This is a genomic window from Microbacterium sp. NPDC078814 (assembly GCF_040702645.1).
Taxonomy (GTDB): domain Bacteria; phylum Actinomycetota; class Actinomycetes; order Actinomycetales; family Microbacteriaceae; genus Microbacterium.
The window spans coordinates 119,005-142,341 of record NZ_JBFBLT010000006.1; the positions used below are offsets into that span (position 1 = coordinate 119,005).

General features: G+C 72.3%; 17 protein-coding genes. 3 read left to right on the forward strand and 14 right to left on the reverse strand.

Features of this window, described 5'->3' with window-relative positions; all coding sequences use genetic code 11:
* Positions 1 to 2: 2 nt before the first annotated feature.
* The 3 genes from AB0300_RS13325 to AB0300_RS13335 form a co-directional block, all read right to left on the reverse strand.
* Positions 3 to 350, reverse strand: coding sequence for a hypothetical protein (locus tag AB0300_RS13325; RefSeq protein ID WP_025104642.1), 348 nt, complete (start codon positions 348 to 350; stop codon positions 3 to 5).
* 124 nt (positions 351 to 474) lie between these two features.
* On the reverse strand, positions 475 to 765 hold the full coding sequence (locus AB0300_RS13330; RefSeq protein ID WP_366216158.1) for a WXG100 family type VII secretion target: 291 nt from the start codon (positions 763 to 765) through the stop codon (positions 475 to 477).
* A gap of 32 nt (positions 766 to 797) precedes the next feature.
* Positions 798 to 1,112: a WXG100 family type VII secretion target gene (locus AB0300_RS13335; protein WP_025104644.1), complete on the reverse strand. Its 315-nt coding sequence runs from the start codon at positions 1,110 to 1,112 to the stop codon at positions 798 to 800.
* Between the two features lie 323 nt (positions 1,113 to 1,435).
* On the opposite strand from AB0300_RS13335, the gene eccD reads away from it, so the two are divergent.
* Genes eccD through AB0300_RS13350 form a run of 3 tightly spaced genes read left to right on the forward strand, consistent with a single transcriptional unit; the run spans position 1,436 to position 5,439 of the window.
* On the forward strand, positions 1,436 to 2,770 hold the full coding sequence (gene eccD, locus AB0300_RS13340; RefSeq protein WP_060923226.1) for a type VII secretion integral membrane protein EccD: 1,335 nt from the start codon (positions 1,436 to 1,438) through the stop codon (positions 2,768 to 2,770).
* 3 nt (positions 2,771 to 2,773) lie between these two features.
* Positions 2,774 to 4,129: a type VII secretion protein EccB gene (eccB, locus tag AB0300_RS13345; RefSeq protein WP_338565371.1), complete on the forward strand. Its 1,356-nt coding sequence runs from the start codon at positions 2,774 to 2,776 to the stop codon at positions 4,127 to 4,129.
* Positions 4,129 to 5,439 (forward strand): S8 family serine peptidase, encoded by a 1,311-nt coding sequence (locus AB0300_RS13350; protein ID WP_126894604.1) that lies wholly within the window; start codon positions 4,129 to 4,131, stop codon positions 5,437 to 5,439. Before eccB ends, AB0300_RS13350 begins: the two co-directional genes overlap by 1 nt.
* Before the next feature lie 15 nt (positions 5,440 to 5,454).
* Here the strand turns inward: AB0300_RS13350 and AB0300_RS13355 are convergent, their stop codons facing one another.
* The 11 genes from AB0300_RS13355 to AB0300_RS13405 form a co-directional block, all read right to left on the reverse strand.
* Positions 5,455 to 5,916 carry a hypothetical protein gene (locus tag AB0300_RS13355; protein ID WP_025104648.1) on the reverse strand — a complete coding sequence of 154 codons (462 nt, stop codon included), beginning with the start codon at positions 5,914 to 5,916 and terminating at the stop codon, positions 5,455 to 5,457.
* 62 nt (positions 5,917 to 5,978) lie between these two features.
* On the reverse strand, positions 5,979 to 6,650 hold the full coding sequence (locus tag AB0300_RS13360) for a hypothetical protein (RefSeq protein ID WP_249521805.1): 672 nt from the start codon (positions 6,648 to 6,650) through the stop codon (positions 5,979 to 5,981).
* Positions 6,647 to 7,474, reverse strand: coding sequence for a protein phosphatase 2C domain-containing protein (locus tag AB0300_RS13365; protein ID WP_366216159.1), 828 nt, complete (start codon positions 7,472 to 7,474; stop codon positions 6,647 to 6,649). The genes AB0300_RS13360 and AB0300_RS13365 overlap by 4 nt, the downstream gene beginning before the upstream one ends.
* A complete protein-coding gene (locus tag AB0300_RS13370; RefSeq protein ID WP_366216160.1) occupies positions 7,471 to 8,991 on the reverse strand; it encodes a DUF5684 domain-containing protein in 1,521 nt (506 codons plus the stop codon). The genes AB0300_RS13365 and AB0300_RS13370 overlap by 4 nt, the downstream gene beginning before the upstream one ends.
* A complete protein-coding gene (locus tag AB0300_RS13375; protein WP_366216161.1) occupies positions 8,988 to 11,531 on the reverse strand; it encodes a transglutaminase-like domain-containing protein in 2,544 nt (847 codons plus the stop codon). Before AB0300_RS13375 ends, AB0300_RS13370 begins: the two co-directional genes overlap by 4 nt.
* Positions 11,528 to 12,898 (reverse strand): DUF58 domain-containing protein, encoded by a 1,371-nt coding sequence (locus AB0300_RS13380; RefSeq protein WP_366216162.1) that lies wholly within the window; start codon positions 12,896 to 12,898, stop codon positions 11,528 to 11,530. The genes AB0300_RS13375 and AB0300_RS13380 overlap by 4 nt, the downstream gene beginning before the upstream one ends.
* Positions 12,895 to 13,884, reverse strand: coding sequence for a MoxR family ATPase (locus tag AB0300_RS13385; RefSeq protein WP_366216163.1), 990 nt, complete (start codon positions 13,882 to 13,884; stop codon positions 12,895 to 12,897). The genes AB0300_RS13380 and AB0300_RS13385 overlap by 4 nt, the downstream gene beginning before the upstream one ends.
* Positions 13,885 to 13,918: 34 nt before the next feature.
* Positions 13,919 to 19,837: an Ig-like domain-containing protein gene (locus tag AB0300_RS13390; RefSeq protein ID WP_366216164.1), complete on the reverse strand. Its 5,919-nt coding sequence runs from the start codon at positions 19,835 to 19,837 to the stop codon at positions 13,919 to 13,921.
* Positions 19,837 to 20,958, reverse strand: a complete 1,122-nt coding sequence (locus AB0300_RS13395; protein WP_062766200.1) for a serine/threonine-protein kinase — start codon at positions 20,956 to 20,958, stop codon at positions 19,837 to 19,839. The genes AB0300_RS13390 and AB0300_RS13395 overlap by 1 nt, the downstream gene beginning before the upstream one ends.
* A gap of 142 nt (positions 20,959 to 21,100) precedes the next feature.
* The gene (locus AB0300_RS13400; protein ID WP_366216165.1) at positions 21,101 to 21,670 is read right to left on the reverse strand and encodes a DNA-3-methyladenine glycosylase I; all 570 of its coding nucleotides are present in this window, start codon (positions 21,668 to 21,670) and stop codon (positions 21,101 to 21,103) included.
* Between the two features lie 602 nt (positions 21,671 to 22,272).
* Complete coding sequence (locus tag AB0300_RS13405; RefSeq protein ID WP_303709732.1) at positions 22,273 to 23,319, reverse strand: NAD(P)-dependent alcohol dehydrogenase; 1,047 nt, start codon at positions 23,317 to 23,319, stop codon at positions 22,273 to 22,275.
* Positions 23,320 to 23,337: the final 18 nt, after the last annotated feature.

Here is a 23,337-nt window from a genome sequence, read left to right on the forward strand (position 1 = left end):
CATCAGTAGTCGGCCTCCGCGCTCGTGTCCGAGTCGCTCTGCGCGACGGCAGAGTCGAGGAGCGACAGGATCAGCTTCGAGTCATCAGCGATGGCTGCGTCCTGCTCCGCGATCATCATGACGGCCTGACGGATCGTCTCCTGCGTCTCGTTCAAGGAGTCCACAGCATTCTGCGTGGCCACGCTCAGACGACCGGCCGCGTATGCCACCGCGTTCCGCAGCTCATCCGTCGCCTTCGACGTGCCACCCTCGGACACGGCGACTTCGTTCGCGGCAGGAAAAGCCGCTGCTTCACGGGCCAGCCGCTTGAGCTCGGCCATGATCTGATCGAAGTCGATTCCGATGGTCATCGACGCCCCCTCTTCTTTCCTCCGGCGATCCCGTCACGCCTGCTGTGCCGTCCGGTGGCTCACCGAAAAGCACAGCAGACGGCGCGGGCCCGACGCATCTCCGCGCCAGACCCGCGCCCCGGGTTCACGCGCCGAAGCGCCCCGCAGCCGACTTGTCGGTCTGCACGTACTGACCCGAGATCTCCTCGGTCTTCCCGGCGATCTGCGTGAGCAGCTGCTGCATCTCGCTCAGCGAGCGGTTCCACTTGGCCTGCGCCTGGTCGTAGGCCTGCTGCGCGGCACCATCCCACGCCGCACGCAGCTTGCTGACCTCGGACTCGAGGCGATCCAGCTCGGAACGAATACCCTGCGACCCGCTGCGGATCTGCGCCGCGAGAGCGTTGACCTGCTCCGGGCGAACGGACATCGACTGCATCATGTTCTCCTTGAAATCTCTGCGGACTGCGCTCAGGCGCCCATCATCGAGCCGAGGCCCGCGATGGTCTGCTGGTGGGATTCTTCGGTCGCGGCCTGGTCGCGCTCGGTGCCGGCGAGGGCATCCTCGAGCGTCACGAGGACCTCGTTGAGCTGACGAGCCTGCTCGTCCCACCGCGACATCAGCGTGGTGAACGATGCGGCGGCCGCACCCGTCCAGAACCCGCGCAGCTGCTCGATCTCACCGCGGACCTTCTTGGTCTGCTGATCGATCCCGGACTTCGTCTCCCGCACGGCCTGGGCTCCGCGACGCAGAGCCCCCTCTTCTGCGGAGATGACATCAGCCATTACTCACTCCCTCCGGTCCCCATGAGGACACACGCGGGGGAGCGCCTTCCCGATACGGGACGACTTCGGAACAACCCCCGACAATCTGTTTCCGCACATAGGCTAAAGCAGGTCGGTGCCCATTTCCAACGGCCTGGACAGATCCGTATCGAAATTTCTACGTTCGATCGATGAATGGCCTGACGCAGGCCCGATCCGCCTCAGCCGCAGCCCGCGCGTGCGCAACAGATAGTATCTGGCCTGTCAACTAGAGTGAGTCCGGGCCGGACCCCCGCAATGCCTGCGGCGGGAGAGCATCACACACGTGGGGGGACACCACCGATATGAGCCAGAGCGGCACCGTGGCAGGAACCGTGCTGCGGATCTCCGTGGTCAGCGACGACCGCAGGCTCGACGTGGGGGTGCCATCGCAGGTCCCCCTGGTCGAGATCATCCCCGGCTTCGCCCGCAGTCTCGGCGTGCTGGACCCGACCCTCACGCACGGCGGGTACGCGCTGCAGCGGGCGGACGGCACGCCCCTCGACCCCGCTCGCGGCGCCGCCGCCCAGGGCGTGCACGACGGCGAGCTGCTGACCCTGGTGCGCGGCGGACTCATGCGCGAGCCGCGCATCTACGACGACGTCGTGGAAGCCGTGATCGACGCGACCGCGGAGCAGCACAACTCCTGGACCCCCGCGGACAGCTCCCGCACCGCCCTCTTCGTCAGCCTTACCTTCCTCGCCCTCTGCGCCGTGCTCCTCGTCGCGACGCCGCCGACGTCTCTGCTCCCGGCGATCATCGCGGGATCGGGCGCGGTCGTGCTCAGCGTCGCCGCCGCGGTGCTGATGCGGCTGCGGCAGCCGGAGGCCGGTCATGCGCTCGGACTCACCGCCGCGGCGTACGGCGGGCTCGCGGGCTACCTCGCGGTCCCCGCGCAGAGCATCTGGGGCTGGCCGCTCGCGGCTCTCGGGCTCGGACTCGTCGTCGTCGGGGGCCTCAGCCTGGCCGTCACCCAGGACAAGCCCGAGATCCACCTCGTGCCCATCGCCCTCGGTGCCTCGATCGGGATCACGGCCACGGCGGCCGCGGTCTTCGGCGACCCGCTCGCCTCGTACGCGCTGATGCTCGCGACCACGGCGCTGCTCGCGAACGGCATCCCCTGGCTGGCTCTGAGCTCCACCCGCATCCGGGTGATCTCGCCGCAGAGCGACGCCGACATGTTCTCCGCGCCGCAGCCCATCGACGCCGAGGAGGTGAAGCGTCGCGCCGCCGCCGGCACCCGCACGCTCATCGCGCTCCGTGCCGCGCTCGGCCTCGCCGCCCTCATCGCGACCCCGCTCGTCGCCGCCAGCGGCGTCACGGGCGCCGTGCTCTGCGTGCTCGCCTTCGTCGGCATGATGTTCCAGTCGCGGCAGATGCACGCCCGCCTCGGGGTGCTCGTGCTGATGGCGATCGGGGCGATCGGCCTCGCCGCGACCGGTGTGACCGTCGCGCTCGCCCTCCCCGACGTGCGCACCTGGATGCTGCTCATCCTCGTGGTCGCCACCGTGGTGCTCATCGGGCTCACGCTGCTCACGCCGAAGGCCCGCCTCCGCCTCACGCGGCTCGGCGACACGGTCGAGGTCGTCGCGCTCGCCCTCCTGCTCCCGCTCGGGGTCATCACGGCGGGGCTCGTCTGACCGATGGCGACCAAGAAGGACCTGATCGAGGCCCAGGGCTTCAGCCGGCGACGGCTCCTCTCCGCCTTCACCGGCGGCGCCCCCGGCGGCAAGGAGCTCGAACCGGCCAAGCCGCTGCGCGCCGTCATCGCGGGCATCGCCCTCACCGTCGGCGTGATCCTCGTCGGCGTGTTCTGGGGCATCATGCAGCCGGGCCTCCCCGGCGACTGGCAGAACAACCGCCTCATCGTCGCCACCGACACGGGCGCCCGCTACGTCTCGGTCGAGGGGACGCTGTACCCCGTCATCAACACCGCCAGCGCCCGCCTGCTCATCCCCGCCGGCGAGTTCAAGGTCGTGCGCACGGATCAGGCCGCCCTCGACGGCATCCCGGTCGGCGGTTCGATCGGCATCCTCGGTGCCCCTGACGACCTGCCCACCCCGAGCGCCCTCATCAACACGGCATGGACCGCGTGCATCGACGACTCTGCCGGGACCGCCGTCTCGCTGTCAGGGGCGCCGATCGCGGAGCCGTCGACGGGCACCGGCGCGGTCGTGCAACGCGGCGACGAGCTCTTCGTGATCGCGGACGGCCTCCGGTACGCCGTCCCCGCCGACGACGCCAACGCGGTGCTGCGCGCGGTCGGCCTCGGCACCAGCGACGTCATCGAGGTCGACGGACGCTGGCTCAACCTCTTCGAGAGCGGCGCCGACCTCGAGCCGATCCGTCTGAACGCCGTCGGCGCCCGGGTGCCGGGGACCAATCTGACGGCGGGCACGATCGTGCACGTGCAGGGCAGCCCCGCGGACGAGCGCTACGTGGCCCTCGCGACCGGAGAGCTCGCGCGCCTCAGCCCGCTCGCGTACCAGCTCTACCTGCTCGGCAGCGCGCAGGAGGCCGGCGCGGACGAGGAAGAGGTGTCCCCGGCGGAGGTGGCCGACGTTCCCACCGTTCCGAACGCCGGTGGCGACGACTGGCCCATGCTTCCGCTGACGCCGCTCGCCTCCGGCGAGACCCCGTGCGCGGTCCTGGGCGGCGACGCCCGCACCGTCCTCGGGTCCACGAGCACCGAGCTGCCGGAGGACCGCGACCGTGTCGCCGTCACCGTCGGCGGCGGGGCCCTCGTGCAGACGAGCGGCCCGTCGGACGAGGCGGTGGGCATGGCCGTGCTCGTCGACGAGTCCGGTACCGCGTACGCCATCCCGGGCGCCGTGCCGGACGAGTCGGCGGAGGACGCCGCCAGCGGACCGCTCGCCCAGCTCGGTTACACCCCCGGCGACGTCGGGCGGGTGCCGAGCGCGTGGATCGACTTCTTCGCCGCCGGGCCGGCGCTGACCACAGAGGCCGCGAGAGAGTCGCCCGGCTCCGGGGACGAGTGATGCGCCGCCGCGCCGCTCTCGCCACCCTCGTGGTGGGCGCTGCCGTATGGGGGGCGCCGGCCGCCGCGGTGGCCGCGCCGACCGCTCCCACGACGATCGTGTCGATGGCGACCGGCGCCTGCGAGCCCGGCACCGTGGTGTTCGCTCCCGAGGCGCCGTCGGCACTCGCGGCCCTCGGGGCGGAGGATGCGAACCGTCTCGCCACCGGGAAGGGCGTCGTCGTGGCGGTCGTCGACTCCGGGATCGACGCCGGCAACCCGCACCTCGCCGGCGTCGTCGTCGGGGGCGTGAACCTCGTCGGCGACGGCGAACGCGGCGACGGCCTGAGCGATCTGACCGGGCACGGCACCGCCATCGCCGGGCAGATCGCGGCGCAGCCCGTCTCCGGCTCCGGCGTGGTGGGGCTCGCCCCCGATGCGCGCCTGCTGTCGGTGCGCGCGTTCCGCAGCGACTCGCCGCAGGACATCGACAAGGGGTGGGGACCGAGCGCCCAGCGCCTCGCCGACGGCATCAACTGGGCGGCGGACAACGGCGCGGACATCATCAACGTCTCGTCGTCGCAGGAGACGGACTCGCCTGCGCTGCGCGCGGCGGTGGAGCACGCGGCCGCCGTCGGAGCGCTCGTCGTCGCCAGTGGTGGCAACAGGGCCTCCGACCCGGAGGCCGAAGACGGAGCCCGGTATCCCGCCGCCTACGAGCAGGCGCTCGGCGTCAGCGCGGCCGATGCGACGGGGCTCGCGACCGACAGCTCGATCCACGGCCCGCAGGTCGGAGTCACGGCCCCCGGCGCGAACGTGCTCACCGCGGCGACGGGCGGCGGGGACTGCCTGTTCGCCTCCGACGCCCCGGCATCGAGCTTCGCGACCGGCTACGTGAGCGCGGCGGCGGCCCTGGTCGCCGAGGCGCACCCGGAGGATCCGCCCGCGGGGTGGGCGTACCGGCTCACGGCGACCGCACTTCGCGCGGATGCCGACAACCGCGATGACGTGAACGGCTGGGGCTTCATCCGGCCCTCCGCCGCCATTCAGCTCCTCCCCGACCCCACCACCCGCGGACCCGTCAGCCCCTTCTTCGACACCGGGGAGAGTGCGGTGCGGCCCCCGGTCGTGAGCGTCGAGCCCGACCACGGGGTGCCGCCGTTCGTCCTCACCCGCGAAGTGGCCCTCATCGCCGCGATCGCCGGGGCGAGCCTGCTCGGAGTCCTCGGCATCCTCATCGTCCTCCGGCGACGCCGGGAGACCCCCGCCGACGCGGCGGTCGAGGTCGAACGACAGGGCGGCCTCCTCGACCGCCCCGACCCCGAAGCCTGAGAGGCAGAGGCCGGATCAGCGGCCGGCGGCTGCCGCCTGTCGCGCCCGGACGACCGCCCCCACAAGCACCGCACCGGTGACCATGACGCCTCCCGCCAACGGCAGCAGGAGCAACCCGACGGCCGCGCTCTGCGGGTTCTGAACGACCTGACCGTAGACGAACGCCCCCATGCTGCCGAGCACTCCGACGAAGAGCGCCGCCGCGACGAGCCAGAGCAACGGGGTCATCGCGGTGCGCATGGTCGACGGCTCGCGGACGAACCGGAAGGCGAAGCCGGCGAAGAGGAACGACACCGCTGCGACGACCAGAGCCACGAGACCCCCGAAGAGGAATTCCGGGTCGGTCGACACCGCGACGAGCGCAGGAATCGCGACGATCGCCGACAGAGCACCGAGCACGACGGCGAACACGCCGGCGACACGCGGCCTGCGCGACGTGCTGCTCGTCGCCGTCGACTGCTTCGCATCTCGATCCATCCGTCTGTCCCCCCTCTTTGGACTTCCCCCACCCTAGCGAGGGCCGCAGGGCGCCGGCCTCCTCAGGCGAAGACGACGAAGCCCAGCACAACGAGACCGACGACCGACACGACGCCCGCCCCGACGGTCGCAACAAGGGTGACGACGCTCCATCGCTGCGCCTGCTTGGCGACCGACGGCAGCCCGGGCTCCACCACCCGCGTGGGCGCGGCCGCCCCGACGACGACGGGCGGAGCGGCGGGGGTGCGCGGAGCCGGACGCGGCTTGTAGATCGCGGGAGCCGGCGCGCCGTCCGGGGCGGCGAAGGAGTCGACGCGGAACCGCGGTTCGGCGGCCTGGGGTGCGGTGCCGTCGCCCTCTGCGGCGGCGCCCTTCTTCCGCCGCAGGCGTCGAGCCGGACGCGCGACCGCCACGGTGGCGTCCTCGGGGGCGTCGGCCGCCGGAGGCCCGGAGCGATCGACGACCACGGTCGCGTCATCGATGGCCTCGCCCACGGCGTCCTCGGACCCGGCATCGACCGGCTCATCGGCGACGGCGCCTTCGGGCGCATCCTCCGCGGCATCGTCGATCCGGTCGGGAGCCGGAGCCGTCTTCGCGCGATCCACCACGATGGTGGCCTCATCGACGGCGGACGATGTGTCATCGGCCGCCGGGGGCACCGGGTCCGCCGCTTCGGCCCGCCGGCGGTCGCGCCGTGTCAGGATGACGGTCTCCTCGGCCTCGTCGTCGCTCATCGCGCTCGCACCGGGACCGTCGTGCCCTCGAGCATCGAATCGGTGACCGCGGACACGGCGGCCCGTCCGCCCGTGGCGTCGTCGGGACGCGTGCGTGCGCCGCCGGAGACGACATCGATCACCAGGACCGAGATGTTGTCTCGTCCTCCGCCCTGCAGCGCGCGGCGGACGAGGGCCGCCGCCGCGGTCTCCGGGCGGCCGTTCATGGTCAGCGTCGCGCGGATGGCCTCATCGCTCACCTCGCCGGTGAGTCCGTCGGAGCACAGGAGGAGCCGCTCGCCTTCGACGACGGGGAGCAGCCAACTGTCCGCGGTGCTGTCCGGAGCCCCGACCGCGCGCGTGATGACGTTGCGGCGCGAGAACGAGGCCAGGTCTTCGGGGCGGAGCTCCCCGGCATCGACGAGCTCCTGTCCGAGGGAGTGGTCGATCGTGAGCTGCGCCAGCTCGGTACCGTGGTGCCGGTAGACCCGGGAGTCCCCCACGTTGAAGACGAGCCAGTGCGGCGCACCCTCGTGATCCACGAGGGCCACACCCGTCACGGTGCTGCCCGCACCGCGGGCGTGCGCGGCGGCGATCTCTTCGACCACCGTTGCGGCACGGCTCAGCGCATCGCTGATGTCGCCGACGTCGACCGTCCGCCCGCGCAGCGGCTCGAAGGCGGCGACGACGGCCGCGCTGGCGCGATCACCGGCGTCGTGCCCGCCCATGCCGTCGGCGACCAGGAAGACCGGACGCGCGTCGAGCACCGCGTCCTCGTTGGCCGTCCGCGTGAGCCCGGTGTCGGTCAGCGCGGCGACCCGGAGGACGACGGATTCCACGGTCACGAATCGCGCTCCGCGACGACGTGCATGCCCACTTCGCCCAGGATGAACCGGCCGGTGCCCACCACGCTCTCCCCGGCGTCCAGGAGCGTCTCCGAGCCGTCGTCGGCCACCACGACGACGCCGTTGGTGGCGTGCAGGTCGGTCAGGCGCCACTCGTCCTCCTGCACCACCAGGCGGGCGTGGGTCTTCGACAGCGTGCGGGTGGTGTCCGGGATGGCCAGCCGCTGCTCGCCCGGCTCCCCGGTGGGGTTCCGGCCGATCACGACGCTCGCGCCGGACAGCGAGAACCGACGACCGTCGTCCAGCACGAGGACGCGCCGCACCCCGCGCTTGCGGGCGACGACCACCGTGGCGTCGAGGTCGTCGTCGGTGGGACGCGGCGTCACCACGGTCTTGTCGACATCGGGGATGAGGCCCTCGGGCGCAGCCGGAGCCGGTACGGGCGCGCTCTGCGCTGCCGCGGGGGCATCGGCCGGAGACGGGACGGGACGGATCGTCGGCATCGGCGGGGCCTCGGCCTGACCAGCGTCGCGGAACGACGGCGGCACCGGGCGCACGACACGATTCGCCCCCGTCGTCGGCGCGGGGGCCAGGGCCTCCTCCGCCGCCGGGACGGCCGGTGCCGGCGCGGGCTGCGGGGCCGGCGGAGGCACGTCGCCCATCGCGGCCATGATCCCCGTCGGCGGCTGCGCTGCGACGGGCGGCTCCGGCTGCGGCGCCGGGGCGGCGGGCGGGAGAACGGGTGCCGGGGGCGAGACGGGCGCCGCGGGCGGGGTCGGCGGTGCCGGGGGGACCGCGGCCGCGGGAGAGGGAGCAGGCGGTGCCGGGGGTGCGAAGGTCGGGGACGGCGGAGCCGACGGCGGGGATGCCACGGACGGTGCCGGCGGGGAGGCCGGGGACGCGGCAGGCGGAGCGAACGACCGCGTGGCCGCCGGCTCGGCGGGCGGCGCGCTGGGGGCCGGAACCACCGCGGGCGGCGCGGCGTAGTCGGGGAAGATCAGGGACGGCGTCTCCGGCGATCCCGTCCCGGCCGGGGCGAGGGAGGGGATCGTGTACCCCGAGGCATCACGCGCAGGAGCCGTCGCCGGCGGAGCGCTGCGGCGCGGCCCGGGCTGGAGCGCCGCGAGACGGTCGCCCTCGGGATAGGGGGCGGGGCCCCAGGCGAGGACGGTCGCCCAGACCGGCGGCAGCAGGATGGCGAGCACCGTCATGCCGGCGCCCCGTCCGAAGCGCCGGTTGATCCGGTGGGTCGCGACGACCTTGAGGTAGATCCCGTAGAGCTGCACGATCGGGATGAAGTAGAACACCACCGACCAGGCGGGCACTCCCCCGCGCGCGAGGATCTCGGCCTCGTTCAGGACGGGCACCCAGCCCTTCCACCCCTCCCCGTCGATCCGGGGGAACAGGCGCGAGAGCGCGAGGGCGTACCAGACGTAGACGGCCAGGCCGACGAGCAGGCCGAGTCCGACGATGATGACGAGCATCGTGGCCAGACCGGAGTCCGCGGGCGCGGTCATGAGTCCCCCTTCTTCCGGTCATCCAGTGAACCGGTCCATCCGAGCGTACCGAGCATGGGTCGTGCACCGAAGCCGGGGAGGCGCAGCGACCGCGTCCTGGCCACGAACGAGGTCGGCCGGATGCGGGCACGCAGGCGCTGCCACCGTGTCCCCGTCTTCGCGAGCTCCGCCCGCTCCGCGTCCACGAGAGCCCACGCGGCCATCGCATCCTCGGGAGTCGGCGGGTGCTCGGCGAACACGGCACGGTCCACGAGGGCGGCGAGCCGTTGCGCGGCCGCGCGACCGCTCGATTGCGCGCGCTGCGTCCGGGTGCCCTGCCCGGCCATGGGCACGTCATGATCGGCGTAGACGTCGGCGAGCTCCTCCCAGGCGCCGGCCAGACGGACTTCGGGATCCAGGGCCGTGCGGCGCGCGTGTGCGCGCCTGCTCTTCGCGACGAGGAGCACGAGGAAGGGCAGGGCGAGCAGCAGCAGGGCGAGGAGGCCGAGGCCGACACCCCGGAGGATCGGCAGCAGGACGGCGAGGACCTCCGACGCCGGCTCCTCGAGCGGCGGCGCGTCGTTGTTCGCGTCGCTCTGCGCCTGCGGCGGGTCCAGCGCCTCGGACCGCGGCTGCTCGGGGACCGTGGGATGCTCCGGCAGCTGATCGCCCTCGGTGAGGGTGCTCGGCAGCATCGCGTACTGCGGCGTGGTGTCGACGGGGATCCACTCTCCCCCTGAGGTGCGAACCTCGACCCACGCGCTCATGTTCGCGCCGGTGCACACGTCGCCGCAGGCGGGGATCCCCGGGACCTCGTCCGCGCCGGCGAGGCGCGCGCCCATCACCACCCGGGACTCCAGCCCCCAGTGCTGCGCGAGGAGAGCCGCGGCCACGGAGAACTGCTCGTCGTCGCCGACCGCCGACACGAGCATCTCCGGCTTCGCGTCGGCGCCCGCCCGCCGCTCCTGCTCGGTCAGCGCCGTGAAGAGCTCTTCGATGCGGGCCGCGGAGTGCCCGGCATAGCTGGGTGCGAAGGCATACCCCTCGGACTGCTGCAGAGCGGCGATCCAACCGGCGGCCGCTTCGTCTTCCAGCAGAGCGTGGCTGAGATAGCCGCGGGACCGGAGGCGATCGATCACCTCGAGGTAGCCGGCGCCGGTCCGCGGCTGCTCCTGCATCTCGGCCCATTCGACGAGCGCCGGGTACCGATCGGTGTCGAGGGTCGAGCGTCCGCCCTGGAGCGCTGTGAGGTCACCGGGCTTGCCCGGCGCATCGATGAGCACGGCGTAGCGATCCCCGGGTACCAGCCCCTCCCCGCCGCCCGGCGCGTCGGCGACGGTGATCGCGGTGTCGCCGTCGGCGTTCACGTGGAAGCCGTCGGCGAGCGCGTCCGCCCGCTCCCCGGAGAAGGCGGGAGCCTCGGCGAGACCGGCCGGCGACGGGACCCAGATCCCCCGGTAGCCCTCGCCGATCGTGATCTCCATCGTCACCCGGCCGGAGCCGGGGAGGGCCGAACGGGGCAGGCGGCTGAAGCGGTCGTCGGCGTCGATGTGGAAGTCCTCGCCGTCGTAGGCGTCGAGGGTGACCAGACGGAGGCGATCCACGGCACCGGGATCGCCCTCCAGCTGCACGACCGGCGTGTCCAGCATGCCGCCGGCGAACCAGGATCGATACGAGCTGAGCGGGCTCGGCTGCTCCTGCACCACCACCATGGGCTCGATCTCGTCGCGGAGGACGGAGCGGTCCGACCAGCCGGCCGCCGCGGGAGCGATCGCGAAGCCCGCGGCCAGGGCGATCACGGCCAACCCCGCGGAGAGGAGGTGCCGGCGCACGGTGAGCCAGGCGGGGGTCGCACGGCGGGAGATGTTCGCCGCCGCCACGCTGCGCAGGGCGGCGGCGCGCTGCAGCCGCGTGCGTCCGACGAGCCAGACGAGGGACACCACGAAGACGGCGACGCCGATCAGCCATTCCCGGGGCGCGGGGAGCTCGACTCCGGCCACCGAGACCGGGGAGGACGTGCCGCTCACGCCGAAGGCGATGCCGAAGACGCTCATCGCCACGACCACGGGGACGGCGGCCACCGCCCGCCTGCCCCCGCTCCAGACGAGGAGCGTGGCGACGAACGAGCCGAACAGCATCACGACGAGGAAGGGGATGAGGACTGCCTGGTACTCGCCCAGCGGCGGGTTCAGGGTGAGCATCTGCTTCCAGCCCAGCACGACCCCGAGCACCGCGTCCCGCACGCCGCCGAGGAATGCGGGCACGGAGGTGAGCGCGGAGGGGATCGCCAGTGGCACCGAGACCAGCAGGTACACACCGGCTGCGGCAAGCGCGGCGAGCGGCGTTCCCCAGCGCAGGATGCGCGCGACGACGGCGACGGCCATGCCGAGGAGGCCGCCCACGATCCCCACGGCGAGGGCCCGGGACGACTCGTAGACCGGCCAGGCGGCCGCTGTGGCGAGGAGCACGCCGACCAGCACGTACCCCAGCGACCAGAGGGTCAGAGCCGAGGGGAGGCTGCCGCGACGCGGCCGCCCGCGCTTCGGGCCGGCCGCGTTCATCGCAGTGCTCCGCGGGCGAGCATCTGCGGGAGGTCGCCGAGCGCGCCGAGGGTCATCACCGCGAGCTCCCTGGCCGTCCGCATCGTCGGCTGCGCACCGAGCTCACTGCGCACCGCCACGGCCTCCACGGCCGCCGGGAGCTTCACCGCCGCGTGCCGTAGACGCTCGAGAGGCAGGAGGGAGCCGGTCAGCAGAAACCCGATCGACAGGTCGGGGTACGACTGCGCCGTGAGGGCGGCGACGGCTTCGAGCCGCATCACCCGTGCCGCCTGATCGATCGTGGAGGTCGCGTCGAGGAGCGCCTTGGGGGTGACCGTGGGCAGAGTGCGGATCGACAGCACCTCCGCGCGGCCGTGTTCCGGGATCTCGTTGCTCACCGAGAAGAGCACGTCCCTGCCGTCCCGCACGCCCTGCAGCGCCAGGGACGCGGCGGCGCTGACCGTGTTCTCGAACTCGTCGTCGCTCGCGTAGGACTCGGGGTCGAGGTCGAGGATGACGGCGATGCGCGCGTGCCGGGACTCCTCGTACTGCCGCACCATGAGAGTGCCCGTCTTCGCCGTCGACTTCCAGTGGATGTGGCGCGGCGAGTCGCCGACGACGTACTCCCGCACGGCGTGGAAGGAGAGGTCGGCGTCCACCAGGGTGGTGCTCGGCGTGCCCTCGAGGTCGCGGATCAGGCCCGCGCTGGTGCTGGGGAGCCGCACGGTCACCGGATGCACGTGGATGCGCTGCACGTCCGGCCAGCGCAGTTCTCGGCGGAGGATCCCGATCGGGTCGCCGCGGGTGATCGTCATGGGGCCGACATCGATGACGCCGCGGCGGTGCGCGGCGATCGTCAGCTCCTCACGGTGGTGCGCGCCCGGTCGGAGCAGCGGCACGTGCGCCTCGACGAGACCCTCCCCCACCGGCACGTCCACGACGCCGGGGAGCGAGAGGCGCTCGCCGTTGTTGCGGACGTCGAGCGTCGCACCGATCTCGGCACCGGCGACGACGCGGTCGCGGTCGAGCACGAGATCGATCCGGTAGTCATGGGCGCCGAGGATGAACGGCACGCAGGCCACCAGCAGCACGAGCGCGATCGTGGCGACCGCCCAGGCCTCCACCCAGCCGAACAGCAGCCCGGCGAGCACGCCGAGCACCACGGCCGCGGCGACGAGCATCCCCGCCGTCGTGACCGTCTCACGGACCCAGCCGACCGTGGCCCTCGTCGCGCGCCCCACGGAGCGAACCACCCGACGCGCGCCGAAGACCGCGCCGCGCACGGGACCGCGGCGCGTGCGGTCGTAACGCGTGACGGTGGACGTCCGCGTCGACGTGCTCGTGCCGGCGGTCGTCCGCGTCAGGCGGGATTCGGTGCTGAAGGTCACGCAGTGCCGTTCTCGCGCGGAGGCTCGACGTCGAGGAGGATCTGTCCGACGACGGCCACGGCCGTCACCCCGTCGAACTCGGCCTCCGGTTCGAGCACGAGGCGGTGCGCGAGGGCGACGACGGCGAGTTCGCGCACGTCGTCGGGCGTCACGAACGTGCGCCCGTTCTTGGCCGCCCACGTCATCACCAGGCGCGACAGCGCCAGGGCCCCACGCACACTGGCCCCGAGACGGACCTCGGACGCGCGCCGCGTGGCGTCGACGATGCGCATGATGTAGTCCGACACCAGCGGGTTCACGTAGACCCCGCGCGACATCTCCGCCATCGTCAGGATCGTGTCGGTGTCGACGATGCCGTCGAGCACCGTCTTCGCCCGACCGGCGCCCTGCAGGATGCGCATCGTCGCCGCCTCGTCGGGGTAGCCGATCGAGGTCTTGATCATGAAGCGGTCGAGCTGCGCCTCCGGCAGCCGGTAGGTGCCGCCCTGCTCGATGGGGTTCTGCGTCGCCATCACGAGGAACGGGGAGCCGACGGACCGGGTGACGCCGTCGACCGTGACCGTGCCCTCCTCCATGACCTCCAGCAGCGCGGACTGGGTCTTCGGGCTCGCCCGGTTGATCTCGTCGGCGAGCACGATGTTCGCGAAGACGGGCCCCGCGTGGAACTCGAACGTGCCCTCCTTCTGGTCGTAGACCGTGATGCCGGTCACATCGCCCGGAAGGAGGTCGGGCGTGAACTGGATGCGGCTGCTGGTCCCGTTGACCGTCTGGGCGACGGCGCGGGCGAGCGCCGTCTTGCCGGTTCCCGGATAGTCCTCCAGGAGGACGTGGCCGCCGCTGACGGCGGTGGCGAGCACGAGTTCGACCACGTGGCGCTTGCCGAGGATCGCCTGCTCGATGTTGCCGCTCAGGATCGAGAACGTCTCGGCGAACCAGGAGGCCTGCTCGGGAGCGATGGTGACGGGGGCTGCTGCGGTGGCTGGCATAGGGAAAGAGTATTCGTGTCGGTGTGCTCGGCGGTCAGGGGCACAGGCCCGTGATGCGATGCGTGATGGGGGTCAGGGTGGCGAAGGCTCCGGTCCACGTGATGGTCACGTCGAAGGTGCCGGGAGTGTCGACCAGGGGCGTCGCCTCGAGGATGTACGAGCCGCGTGCGGCGGCGGACACCGTCACGACGTCGCCCTCGACGACGGGCATGCAGGGTTGGAACACGGCGTTGACCACGGTCGGTGCGGTCGTCGCGGTGATGGTGACCTCGCCGGAGCAGGAGTTGCTCTGGCTGGCATGGCAGGCGCGGGCGAGCACCTGGCCCGGTGACGAGTCCGGTGTGAGCGCGAAGTCATCGCGCCACGATCCGTACATGTAGTACTTCGGCACGAAGCCGTTCTCCACCTCGATGCGCGGGGCCGAGGCCAGCCCGTACTCGTAGCGGTTCCCGTCGCGCCGGGGGTCCTTCGCGACCGTGTAGGTCGTGTCGCCGCCGGGACCGTCGACGAACGTGAACGTGAAGACCGTCGCGGTGGACGACTCCGCCACCCCGTAGCCGTTCGAGGCGCAGGCCTTGACGGAGTACACCTGGTACGGCCGCAGCCCCTGGAGGGACGGAGACTCGGACTGCACCTCGCCGCCGGACACCGCGAGCGTGCCGTCGCCGCGTGCGGTGCAGCTGACGTTGCCCGACCGCCACGCCACGTACACGACCTGGACGCCCTTGGCGCTGCCGTTGGCCTGCGCGGCGATGCCGGAGACGTTCACCGCCGTGTTCGAGACGACCGTCGCCTGGGTCGCCGCCGGGTCGAAGTACACCGAGCCGGCGACCGTCACCGAGGTGCGGAACCCGCCGCCCTCGTTCCCACCGCCGGTCGGCGGCTGGAACTGGCTGATCGGGACGATCGTCAGCGTCTGCGCCCCCGGGGACAGCGCGATCTCGGCCGTGGTGGTCGCCCCCGTGCGGTTGATGACCTCGCCCGTCTCCTCGATCCGGAACGAGACGGCGTCGTCGGCGGCGTCGATCGACACCCGGACCGCCCCGCGTCCCCGGTCGGAGACCCCCGGTCGGTACTCCGGCGTGGCCGTCGCGTTCGAGACGACAGGAGCGGCGTAGGCCCAGCTCGTGTGCGGCGACGTCGGGGCCGAGGTGCCGACGGCGTTGACGGCAGCGGCGGTGAACGTGTGCGGGGTGCCGTTCGTCAGCCCGTTGACCGTGCAGCGGTAGACGGCGCCGGCCGGGCTGCAGGACGCATTCGCCGGGGCGCCGTCCTGGAGGATCGTCACACCGGAGACCGCGGGATGCGCGCGTCCCGCCTCGCCGAGCGGCACCTCCAGCGCGACGGTCGTGCGGGTGAAGCCGACCGTCGTGACGCTCGCGGGGGCCTGGGGGAACCCCTGGAGGTCGAGGGTGAGCGTGCCGGTGCCGGTGCGGCCCTGCGCATCCGACACGACGAACGGGATCACGCACTGTCCGCCGGGCGCCTGCCCGCCGCCGGGCCAGCTCGCCGTGATGGTCTTGGCGCCCGCCGTCGAGACCGAGGCCACGTCGCAGCGCGCGCCGGCCCCGAGCGACATCAGGCGCAGCCCGGATCCCGGCTTCCCGGCGAAGGGATCGTACTCACCGGCGACGTCGACCACGTCGATCGAGCAGTTGGCGCTCGTGACGACGCACTGCTTGGTGAAGGTCGCTCCCCGCGGGGCGTCCGGCGGGGCCGCGCCGACGACGAGGCGGACGGACGCCGACGGCTGTCCGTACTGCGGCACGGTGACGCTGACGTTCTCGGTGTTGCCCGGTCGCGCATCGGCGCGCGCCTCGATCGTCAGCTTCCCGCCGCTCTGCGTGACGAGGAACGCCGAACCGGAGTAGACGATGCGGTACTCGAGGGAGGAGGCGTTGCCCTCCCGGCCCCCTTCCCACGCGGCCATGTTGGCGTAGAGGTCGACGCTCTCCGTCGCTCCGGGGGCGATCGTGTGCGAGATGGAGGAGAGCAGCAGCTGCGGCTCGGACGGGCGGACGCTGATGGGCACGTCGAGGTACGACCACCGCTTCTGCCCCTCCAGGCGCACCGGGATCAGGCAGGTGTCCGACCACGGCGCCTCGCGGCCGGCCCGGTACTCCGCTTCGCGCGGGCCGTCGGCGGTGCATTCTGCGGCAGCCCGCTGGGCGGTGAACGACCCGGTGCCGATCTCGATCGCATCGGACGACGGGAGGTCGGCGTAGTCCTGCACGGGGAAGGAGACCGCCGCGTCCTCGTCGACGACGACCGGCGTCGCGCCGGGGACGAGCTGCACCTGCATGTCGTCGAACGCCGGGATGCGCAGGAAGCCGTAGGCGACGACGTCGCGTCCGTTCGCTGCCGTTCCGGTGAGCTGGAAGGGCACCAGGGCGCCTTCCTTCGGCGCGGTGCCCACGATGCGGTTCCCCTGCACCGAATAGCCCGGCTGCTCTCCCCACAGGCGCAGCCGCAGCGAGCCGACGTCGCCGGAGGGCCAGCGGACCCGGTCGGTCACGACATCGATGCCGCGATCGGCGAGATCGTCGCGGTCGCGCGCGGTGAGCACGGTGTCCGCGATGACCGGCTGATCGGCGACCGTGCCGTCGGTGACGGTCACGACGATGAGGCCCTGCGCCGTGCTCCCCGTGCGCGACGACTTCACCGTGTAGAAGTACGAGTTGGTGCCGGCGGTCTCGCCGGCACGCAGCACGACCCGGCCGTCCTTCAGCGAGGTGTCGGAATCGATCAGCGCGTTGAGCCGGTCGTACAGCGGGTTCCCCTTGACGGGCGGCGCGTTCGGCACGAGCTCGGTGATCTCGAGCTCGCTCTGCGCCGGGTCGAGATCGTTCGAGCGCGGGTCCAGCACGACCGGCGTGCGGGATCCCGCCTCGACGCGGACGTAGTCGCTGAAGGTCACAGGGGCGGCGTCGTCCACGTCCGCATCGAGGACGCCGATGCGGACGGCCGCGCTCCCCTCCTCACCCTGCGGATCACGGACGCTGTAGCGGAATGAGACCTGGCCGCCGGCGACGCCTCCGGCCGGCGCGCGGTACACGATCGCCTCACCGTTCGCGGAGATGGTGGCCGTGCCGCCGCCCTTCTTCGGCTGCTCGACGCCGGACAGCACCACGCGGTCGCCGTCGCCGTCCATCCCGGTCGTCGGCACCGGGATGGAGACCGTCTGGCCGCTGAGGACGCGACCGGTGAGCGGCGTCGGCGTGGGGGCCCGGTTCGTGCCCGGCGGCACGACCGTGACCGTCACGACGCCGTCGTCCGACAGCGACGGATTCCGTTCGAGGGAGACGGAGTACGTCAGGCGGTACGTGCCGGGAGTCTTCGGCGCCAGATAGCGCAGCGCGTTGCGGTCGGCGAACACGAGCTCGTCCGGCTCGCCGGATCCGGTCACCTCCGGGAGCACGAGGAGCGGTTCCCCGCGCGGTGCCACATCGTTGGCCGCCACTTCGATGCGCGTGAGCGAACCGGCTCGCACCGTCACCGCATCCGGGAAGACGATCGGCCGGGTGACCGTGGACGGCGGAGTGAGGAACACGCTGACGGTGCCCTGCACGGCCCCGCCCGCGCCGTCCGCCACCGTGACGGTGGCCTTGCCGATCAGGCCGGGCTCGCCGTCCTCGGTCGTGCCGTTGACCCGCAGGCTCTCGTTGCCGACCACGCGCACGTTGAGCTGCGGCGTCGAGCTCACGGCGTCGGACAGCAGCAGCACCCGTCCGCTGGTGTTCTGCACCGCGCCGAGGACATCGACGGTCGTGTCCTCGCCCTCGCGGACGAACGCCGTCAGCGGCGCCATCGCGAGCGCCGCGGAGCCGTCGACAGCGGTGATCCGGATGACCGCGGACTGCTCGGCCTGGGTCGTGACGTCCTGCGCGGTGTAGGTGACCACGTACTGGCCCGGCCCGGCGGCGGTCAGATCGACGGTGCCGGAGGCCGCGTTCGGGGTGACCTCGAAGCCCTGTGCCGTCGCGGCGGTCTGGACGGCGTCCACGAGGCGGTACGAGCCCGACCCTCCGGACAGGTGATCGGAGATGCGCAGGGATTGCCGCTCGCCCACGCGCGCGGTCACCGCGACGGCCGACGCCTGCAACGCCGGACTGCCGCTGACCTGGACCTCGATGGTCTTCTCCGCCGTCGCCCCGTGCACGTCCTGTACGACGACCGTGACCGAGATCACGGCGTCCGCGGCATTGGGGTCGGTGTGCCGGATCGCGACCCGGCCGTCGGCCATCGGGGCCACCATCACCGGGGAGGAGGAGTCCGTCTCGTACGCGTCGCTCAGGACGAACGCATCGCCCTCGGGGTCGACCCATCCGGAGAGCGCCGAGACGATCGTGCTCCCGCCGGCGAGGATCTGCGGTGTCGGCCATTCCTGAGTGCAGGCGTCGACACCGCACCACACCGGGGCGGAGTTGACCCCGGGATCGACCACCGTCAGCGTCACGGTCGCCGGGGGCGACACGGCGGCGCCGTCCGTCACGGCATAGGTGAAGCTCGTCTGCCCGGAGCCTGCCTTCACGTTCACGACCAGGGACTGACCGTTCGCCACGAGCGACAGATCCCCGAAGTCAGGGTCGCTCAGCCCGGAGGCGACCGAGTCCGGGTCGATCGTGAGGACGTCCTTCTTGTTCGGATCGTGATCGTTGAAGAGCACGGGGAGGATGACCTGCTCCCCGGCCCGCACGCCGAACGCGTCGTCGACGGCGACCGGCGGGAGCTGCTCCGCCACGTCCTCGACGACGATCGTGCCCTCCTGCTGCTCCGTGTCGTCTTCGATCTTCCACTGCTCGAGCGGGATCAGCACGCCCTCCGGCGCGGTCCAGATGAGGCCGGTGCCCTTCTCGACCAGCACCGCGCGATCGCCGTTGCCCTGGAAGACCGGGTCGATGGCGGCCGCGTCGAGCGTCTCGTCCGGAACCTGCAGCGGGGTGGTCTCCCCCGCGCTCCAGAGGGTTCCACCGCCGCTGTCGAGCCACGCCGCGTACGTCTCCCCGCGGACCGTGACCGGTGCGGCCGGGACGCCGGAGGCCTCGGCCACCCGGTCGGCCTCCCCCGACGCGAGGTCCACGGAGACGAGGCCGTCCGAGTCGGCGACGAGCACCGCGTCGCCCTCGGCGGCACCGCGCTGCAGGCGTGCGTCCTCGGTGACGTCGAGGGTGACCGCCGCATCGCGCCCGGAGAGCCACAGCGTGCCCGAGCTCGGCTGCAGCATCGCCCAGCGCTCACCGACGACCGCGATCGCCAGCCCCTCGCCCGCCTCCGGCGCATCGGCCACGGGGGACTCGTCCCCGAGGAACCGGTGCTCGTCGATGTCGAAGCGGCGCACGGCCCCCTCGTCCGCCGAGTAGAGGACGAGCAGGCCATCCGGCGACAGCCCGATCGCATCCGCGGTGTAAGTGGGCGGGTCCTCTCCCTCCTCGACCTCGACCTCGGCGAAGGGGTCGACGAGGGCCGTGCCCGCTCCGGCCGCGAGGGTCGACACCGACACCTGCCCGGTGTCGGTGCGGTAGGCCACATAGGGCCCGGCGGAAAGGACATCCCTGGTCCCGGCGGGCGTGGGCTGCGAAGCGAGCGGCGTCCCCTCCTCCGAGCTGTCGGAGAGCAGATCGGCGGGGCTGGCCGGATCGACGTCCCACCGCTGCCGGTTCCCCTGCGCGAACAGCACGGTGCTGGAGCCGCTCTGCCAGACCGCCTCGGGGTCGTCGACGTCGCGGACCGTGTCGATCTCGGCGAGCTCGGTGTTGACGCGGGCGTACTGCCCGCTGTCGCGCATGACCCAGACCGAGGGCTCGAGTCGCGGCACCTCCTGGGACTGATACCCCTGGGCCGTCACCGCGAGCGCCACGACGACCACGAGCGCGACGATCCCGGAGACCAGCGCGATCAGCCGCCCCCGAGACGGGCGCGCGGCCTCCGCCCTGGCACGGTTCCCCGCTGCCATCAGAGGACCCCGGTGAGGAACAGTGCGGCGGTCCCGAGGCCCGCGATCACGGCGGCCCCGATCACCGCTCCGACGATGCCGACGACCAGCGGCGAACGGTTGCGGCCGCGGGGGCCCGCGGGGATGTCGTCGCGGTCACGCGGGGCGGCCTGGGCCTGAGCGGCGCGGGCGGCCCGACGGGAGTCCGGTGCGACCGTCGTGATGACCGGTCCGCGGACGGAGGTGTCCGAGAAGCTCACCGGCGCGGCCGCCGCCCACTCCGACGACGCCGCCTCGAAGGCCGTTGGCGAGATGCCGAGCTCATACTGCGCCCAGCGCAGCTTCTCCGCGAACTCCGCCATGCTCGCCGGCCGCTTCGCGGGGTCACGGTGCATGGCGCTCGCGAAGATGTCGTCGATGATCGGCGGGATGCCGGGGACGGGCACCGCGGTGTAGCGCGCCTTGATGATCCGGTCCGTGAGCTGATCGCGCGAGTTCGAACCGCGGTCGGCGCGTTCGAACGGACTGCGGCCGGCGAGCAGCGTGTAGAGCGTCGCGCCGAGGCTCCAGACCTCGCTGGGGATGGATCCGGACACGCGCTCCTGCAGCACCTCGGGGGAGCTCCAGGGCACGGACATCGCGATGGTCTCGCCCTCGCCCTCCTCGATGACGGCGGCGGCGATGCCGAAGTCGGCCAGCACGGGCGCGCCGAGCGAGTTGATGAGCACGTTCGACGGCTTGATGTCGCGGTGCAGCAGACCGGCCCGGTGCACGGTCTCCAGAGCGCCGGCCATGCGCACGCCGATGTCGAGCACCTCCGCGAGCGGGAGGGGGGCCTTCTTGTAGCGCGCGCTCATCGTGTCGGGGCAGTACTCCATCGCGAAGTACGGCCGCCCGTCCGCCGAGATGGACGCCTGGTAGATGGTGACGATCGAGGGGTGGGCGCTCAGCCGCGCCGAGATGTCGGCTTCCACGTTGAAGGTCTGCAGCACCTCGGGGTTCACGGCATCCGCGAGCAGGACCTTGACGGCGACGACGCGGCGCGGCATGTCCTGCTCGTAGAGGAACACGTCGGCGAAACCGCCGGACCCGAGCGGACGCACGTAGCTGTACCCCGCCAGCGTCGGCGGTGTCGCTGCCATGCGCGTTGCCACTCCTGCTCCTCACGGTCTGATGGGAGACCGCGCGCCTGCAGCCACCCGGCGTCGTGCGCCGGGGGATCCCCCGATGTGCCGAGTATATCGGGCGAGGGCGTGTGGCCCCGCGCTCTTCTCCGTCGAGGCGTCAGGCCTTCCAGCACCCCTCGATGTGGTCGTCCACCATGCCCGCGGACTGCATGAGGGCGTACATCGTCGTCGGCCCGACGAAGCGGAAACCCCGGCGTCGCAGTTCCTTGCTCAGCGCGGTCGACTCCGGCGTGACCGCGGGGACGTCGGCGAACTCGCGAGGCCGTGCTCCGGTCGCCGGCGGGGCGAAGGACCACATCAGGGCATCGAGCTCTCCGTCCGCCATCGACTCCACGATCCGGGCGTTGCCGATCGTCGCGAGGATCTTGGCGCGGTTGCGGATGATGCCGGAGTCGCCCATGAGGCGTTCCACGTCCGCGTCGTCGAATGCCGCCACGGCCTCCGGCACGAACCCCGCGAACACCTCGCGGAACCGCGGGCGCTTGCGCAGGATCGTGATCCAGGACAGCCCCGCCTGGAACCCCTCGAGCGCCATCTTCTCGAACAGCGCGCGGTCCCCGTGCAGCGGCGTCCCCCACTCCTCGTCGTGGTACCGGCGATATTCTGCGTCGTCGCCGACCCAGGCGCAGCGCGCGCGGGAGTCGGGCCCCAGGAGGAGGGAGGTCATCCCCTCACCGTATCCACCCCCACCGACGCCCCCGGCCCCGGTCCCGCGCCCCCGTCCCCCCGTCCTCCCGTCCTCGGTGCGAGTTCACTTCCGCCCCTCCCCCCGCCTCCCCAGGCCCGTTTCCCATCCCGCCCCGACGCCCACCTCCAACGCGGGATCGAAAAGGGCCCTTCGACGCAGATCCGCGGCACCTTTCCCATCCCGCCCCGACGCCCACCTCCAACGGGGGATCGAAAAGGGCCCTTCGACGCAGATCCGCGGCACCTTTCCCATCCCACACCGACCGCGGAGGCAGCGGACCGAGGTCCTCCGTGACGGATCAGGAAGGCGCCTCGGACGGACCGGACGGAACGGGCCGGGCGGAAAGACCGGAGCGCTCCGGACAGCTCGGACGGGACCGGGGTCAAAAGGGTCCCTCGTGTGAGCACCAGAGGTGCGCTTCTGATCCCGCACCGGACGGGAGCGGGAGCGAGACGGGAGTGTGAACGGGAGCGGGACGGGACCGGGACGGAGAACGCGCCTCGCGAGGGTGAAGGGGGCGCGCTTTTGATCTGGCACCGGGTGATCCTGCGACGGAACGGACGGACCGGGGCGGGGCGGGGTCAGTCGGCGAAGGTGGCGGCGTCGATGACGAAGCGGTAGCGGACGTCGGACGCGAGGACACGCTCGTACGCGTCGTTGATGGCCGACGCGGGGATGACCTCGATCTGCGCCGTGATGCCGTGCTCCGCGCAGAAGTCGAGCATCTCCTGGGTCTCCCGGATGCCGCCGATGTTCGAGCCGGCGATGGAGCGTCGTCCGGCGATCAGCGACCCCGCGTTCAGGGCGAGGGCCTCCGCGGGAGCACCGACGCACACGATGGTGCCGTCCACGTCGAGCAGCCCGAGGTAGGAGCGGAGGTCGATGACGGCGCTCACGGTGTTGAGGATCACGTCGAAGGAGCCCCGCAGGTCGCGGAAGGTGTCGCGGTCGCCCGTCGCGAAGTAGCGGTCGGCGCCGAGGCGGAGGCCGTCGTCCTGCTTCGCGAGCGTCTGCGACAGCACGGTCACCTCCGCGCCGAGGGCATGCGCGATCTGCACGCCCATGTGACCGAGGCCGCCGAGTCCGACCACCGCGACGCGCGTGCCGGGGCCGACCTTCCAATGCCGCAGCGGCGAGTACGTGGTGATGCCCGCGCACAGCAGCGGAGCCGCCGCGTCGAGAGGCAGCGCGTCCGGGATCCGCAGCACGAAGTCCTCGGTGACGACGACCTGCTCGGAGTAGCCGCCCTGGGTGATCGTGCCGTCGCGGTCGACCGCTCCGTAGGTACCGACGGCGCCCTGCGTGCAGAACTGCTCGTCGCCGCGGAGGCAGTACACGCACTCCCGGCACGAGTTCACCAGGCAGCCGACACCGACGCGGTCGCCGAGGGCGTGCTTCGTGACCTCGGACCCCACCGCGGCGACCGTTCCGGTGATCTCGTGTCCCGGGGCGAGTGGGTACTGCTGCGGACCCCAGTCTCCGCGCACGGTGTGGATGTCGGAGTGGCAGATGCCGGCGAAGGCGATGTCGATGAGGATGTCGTACGGGCCCAGCTCCCGGCGCTCGATGACGGTCTTCTCGAGCGGGGCGGCTTCGGCGGGGGCGGCGTAGGCGGTGACGGTCGACATGATGCTCCTCGGGTCGGT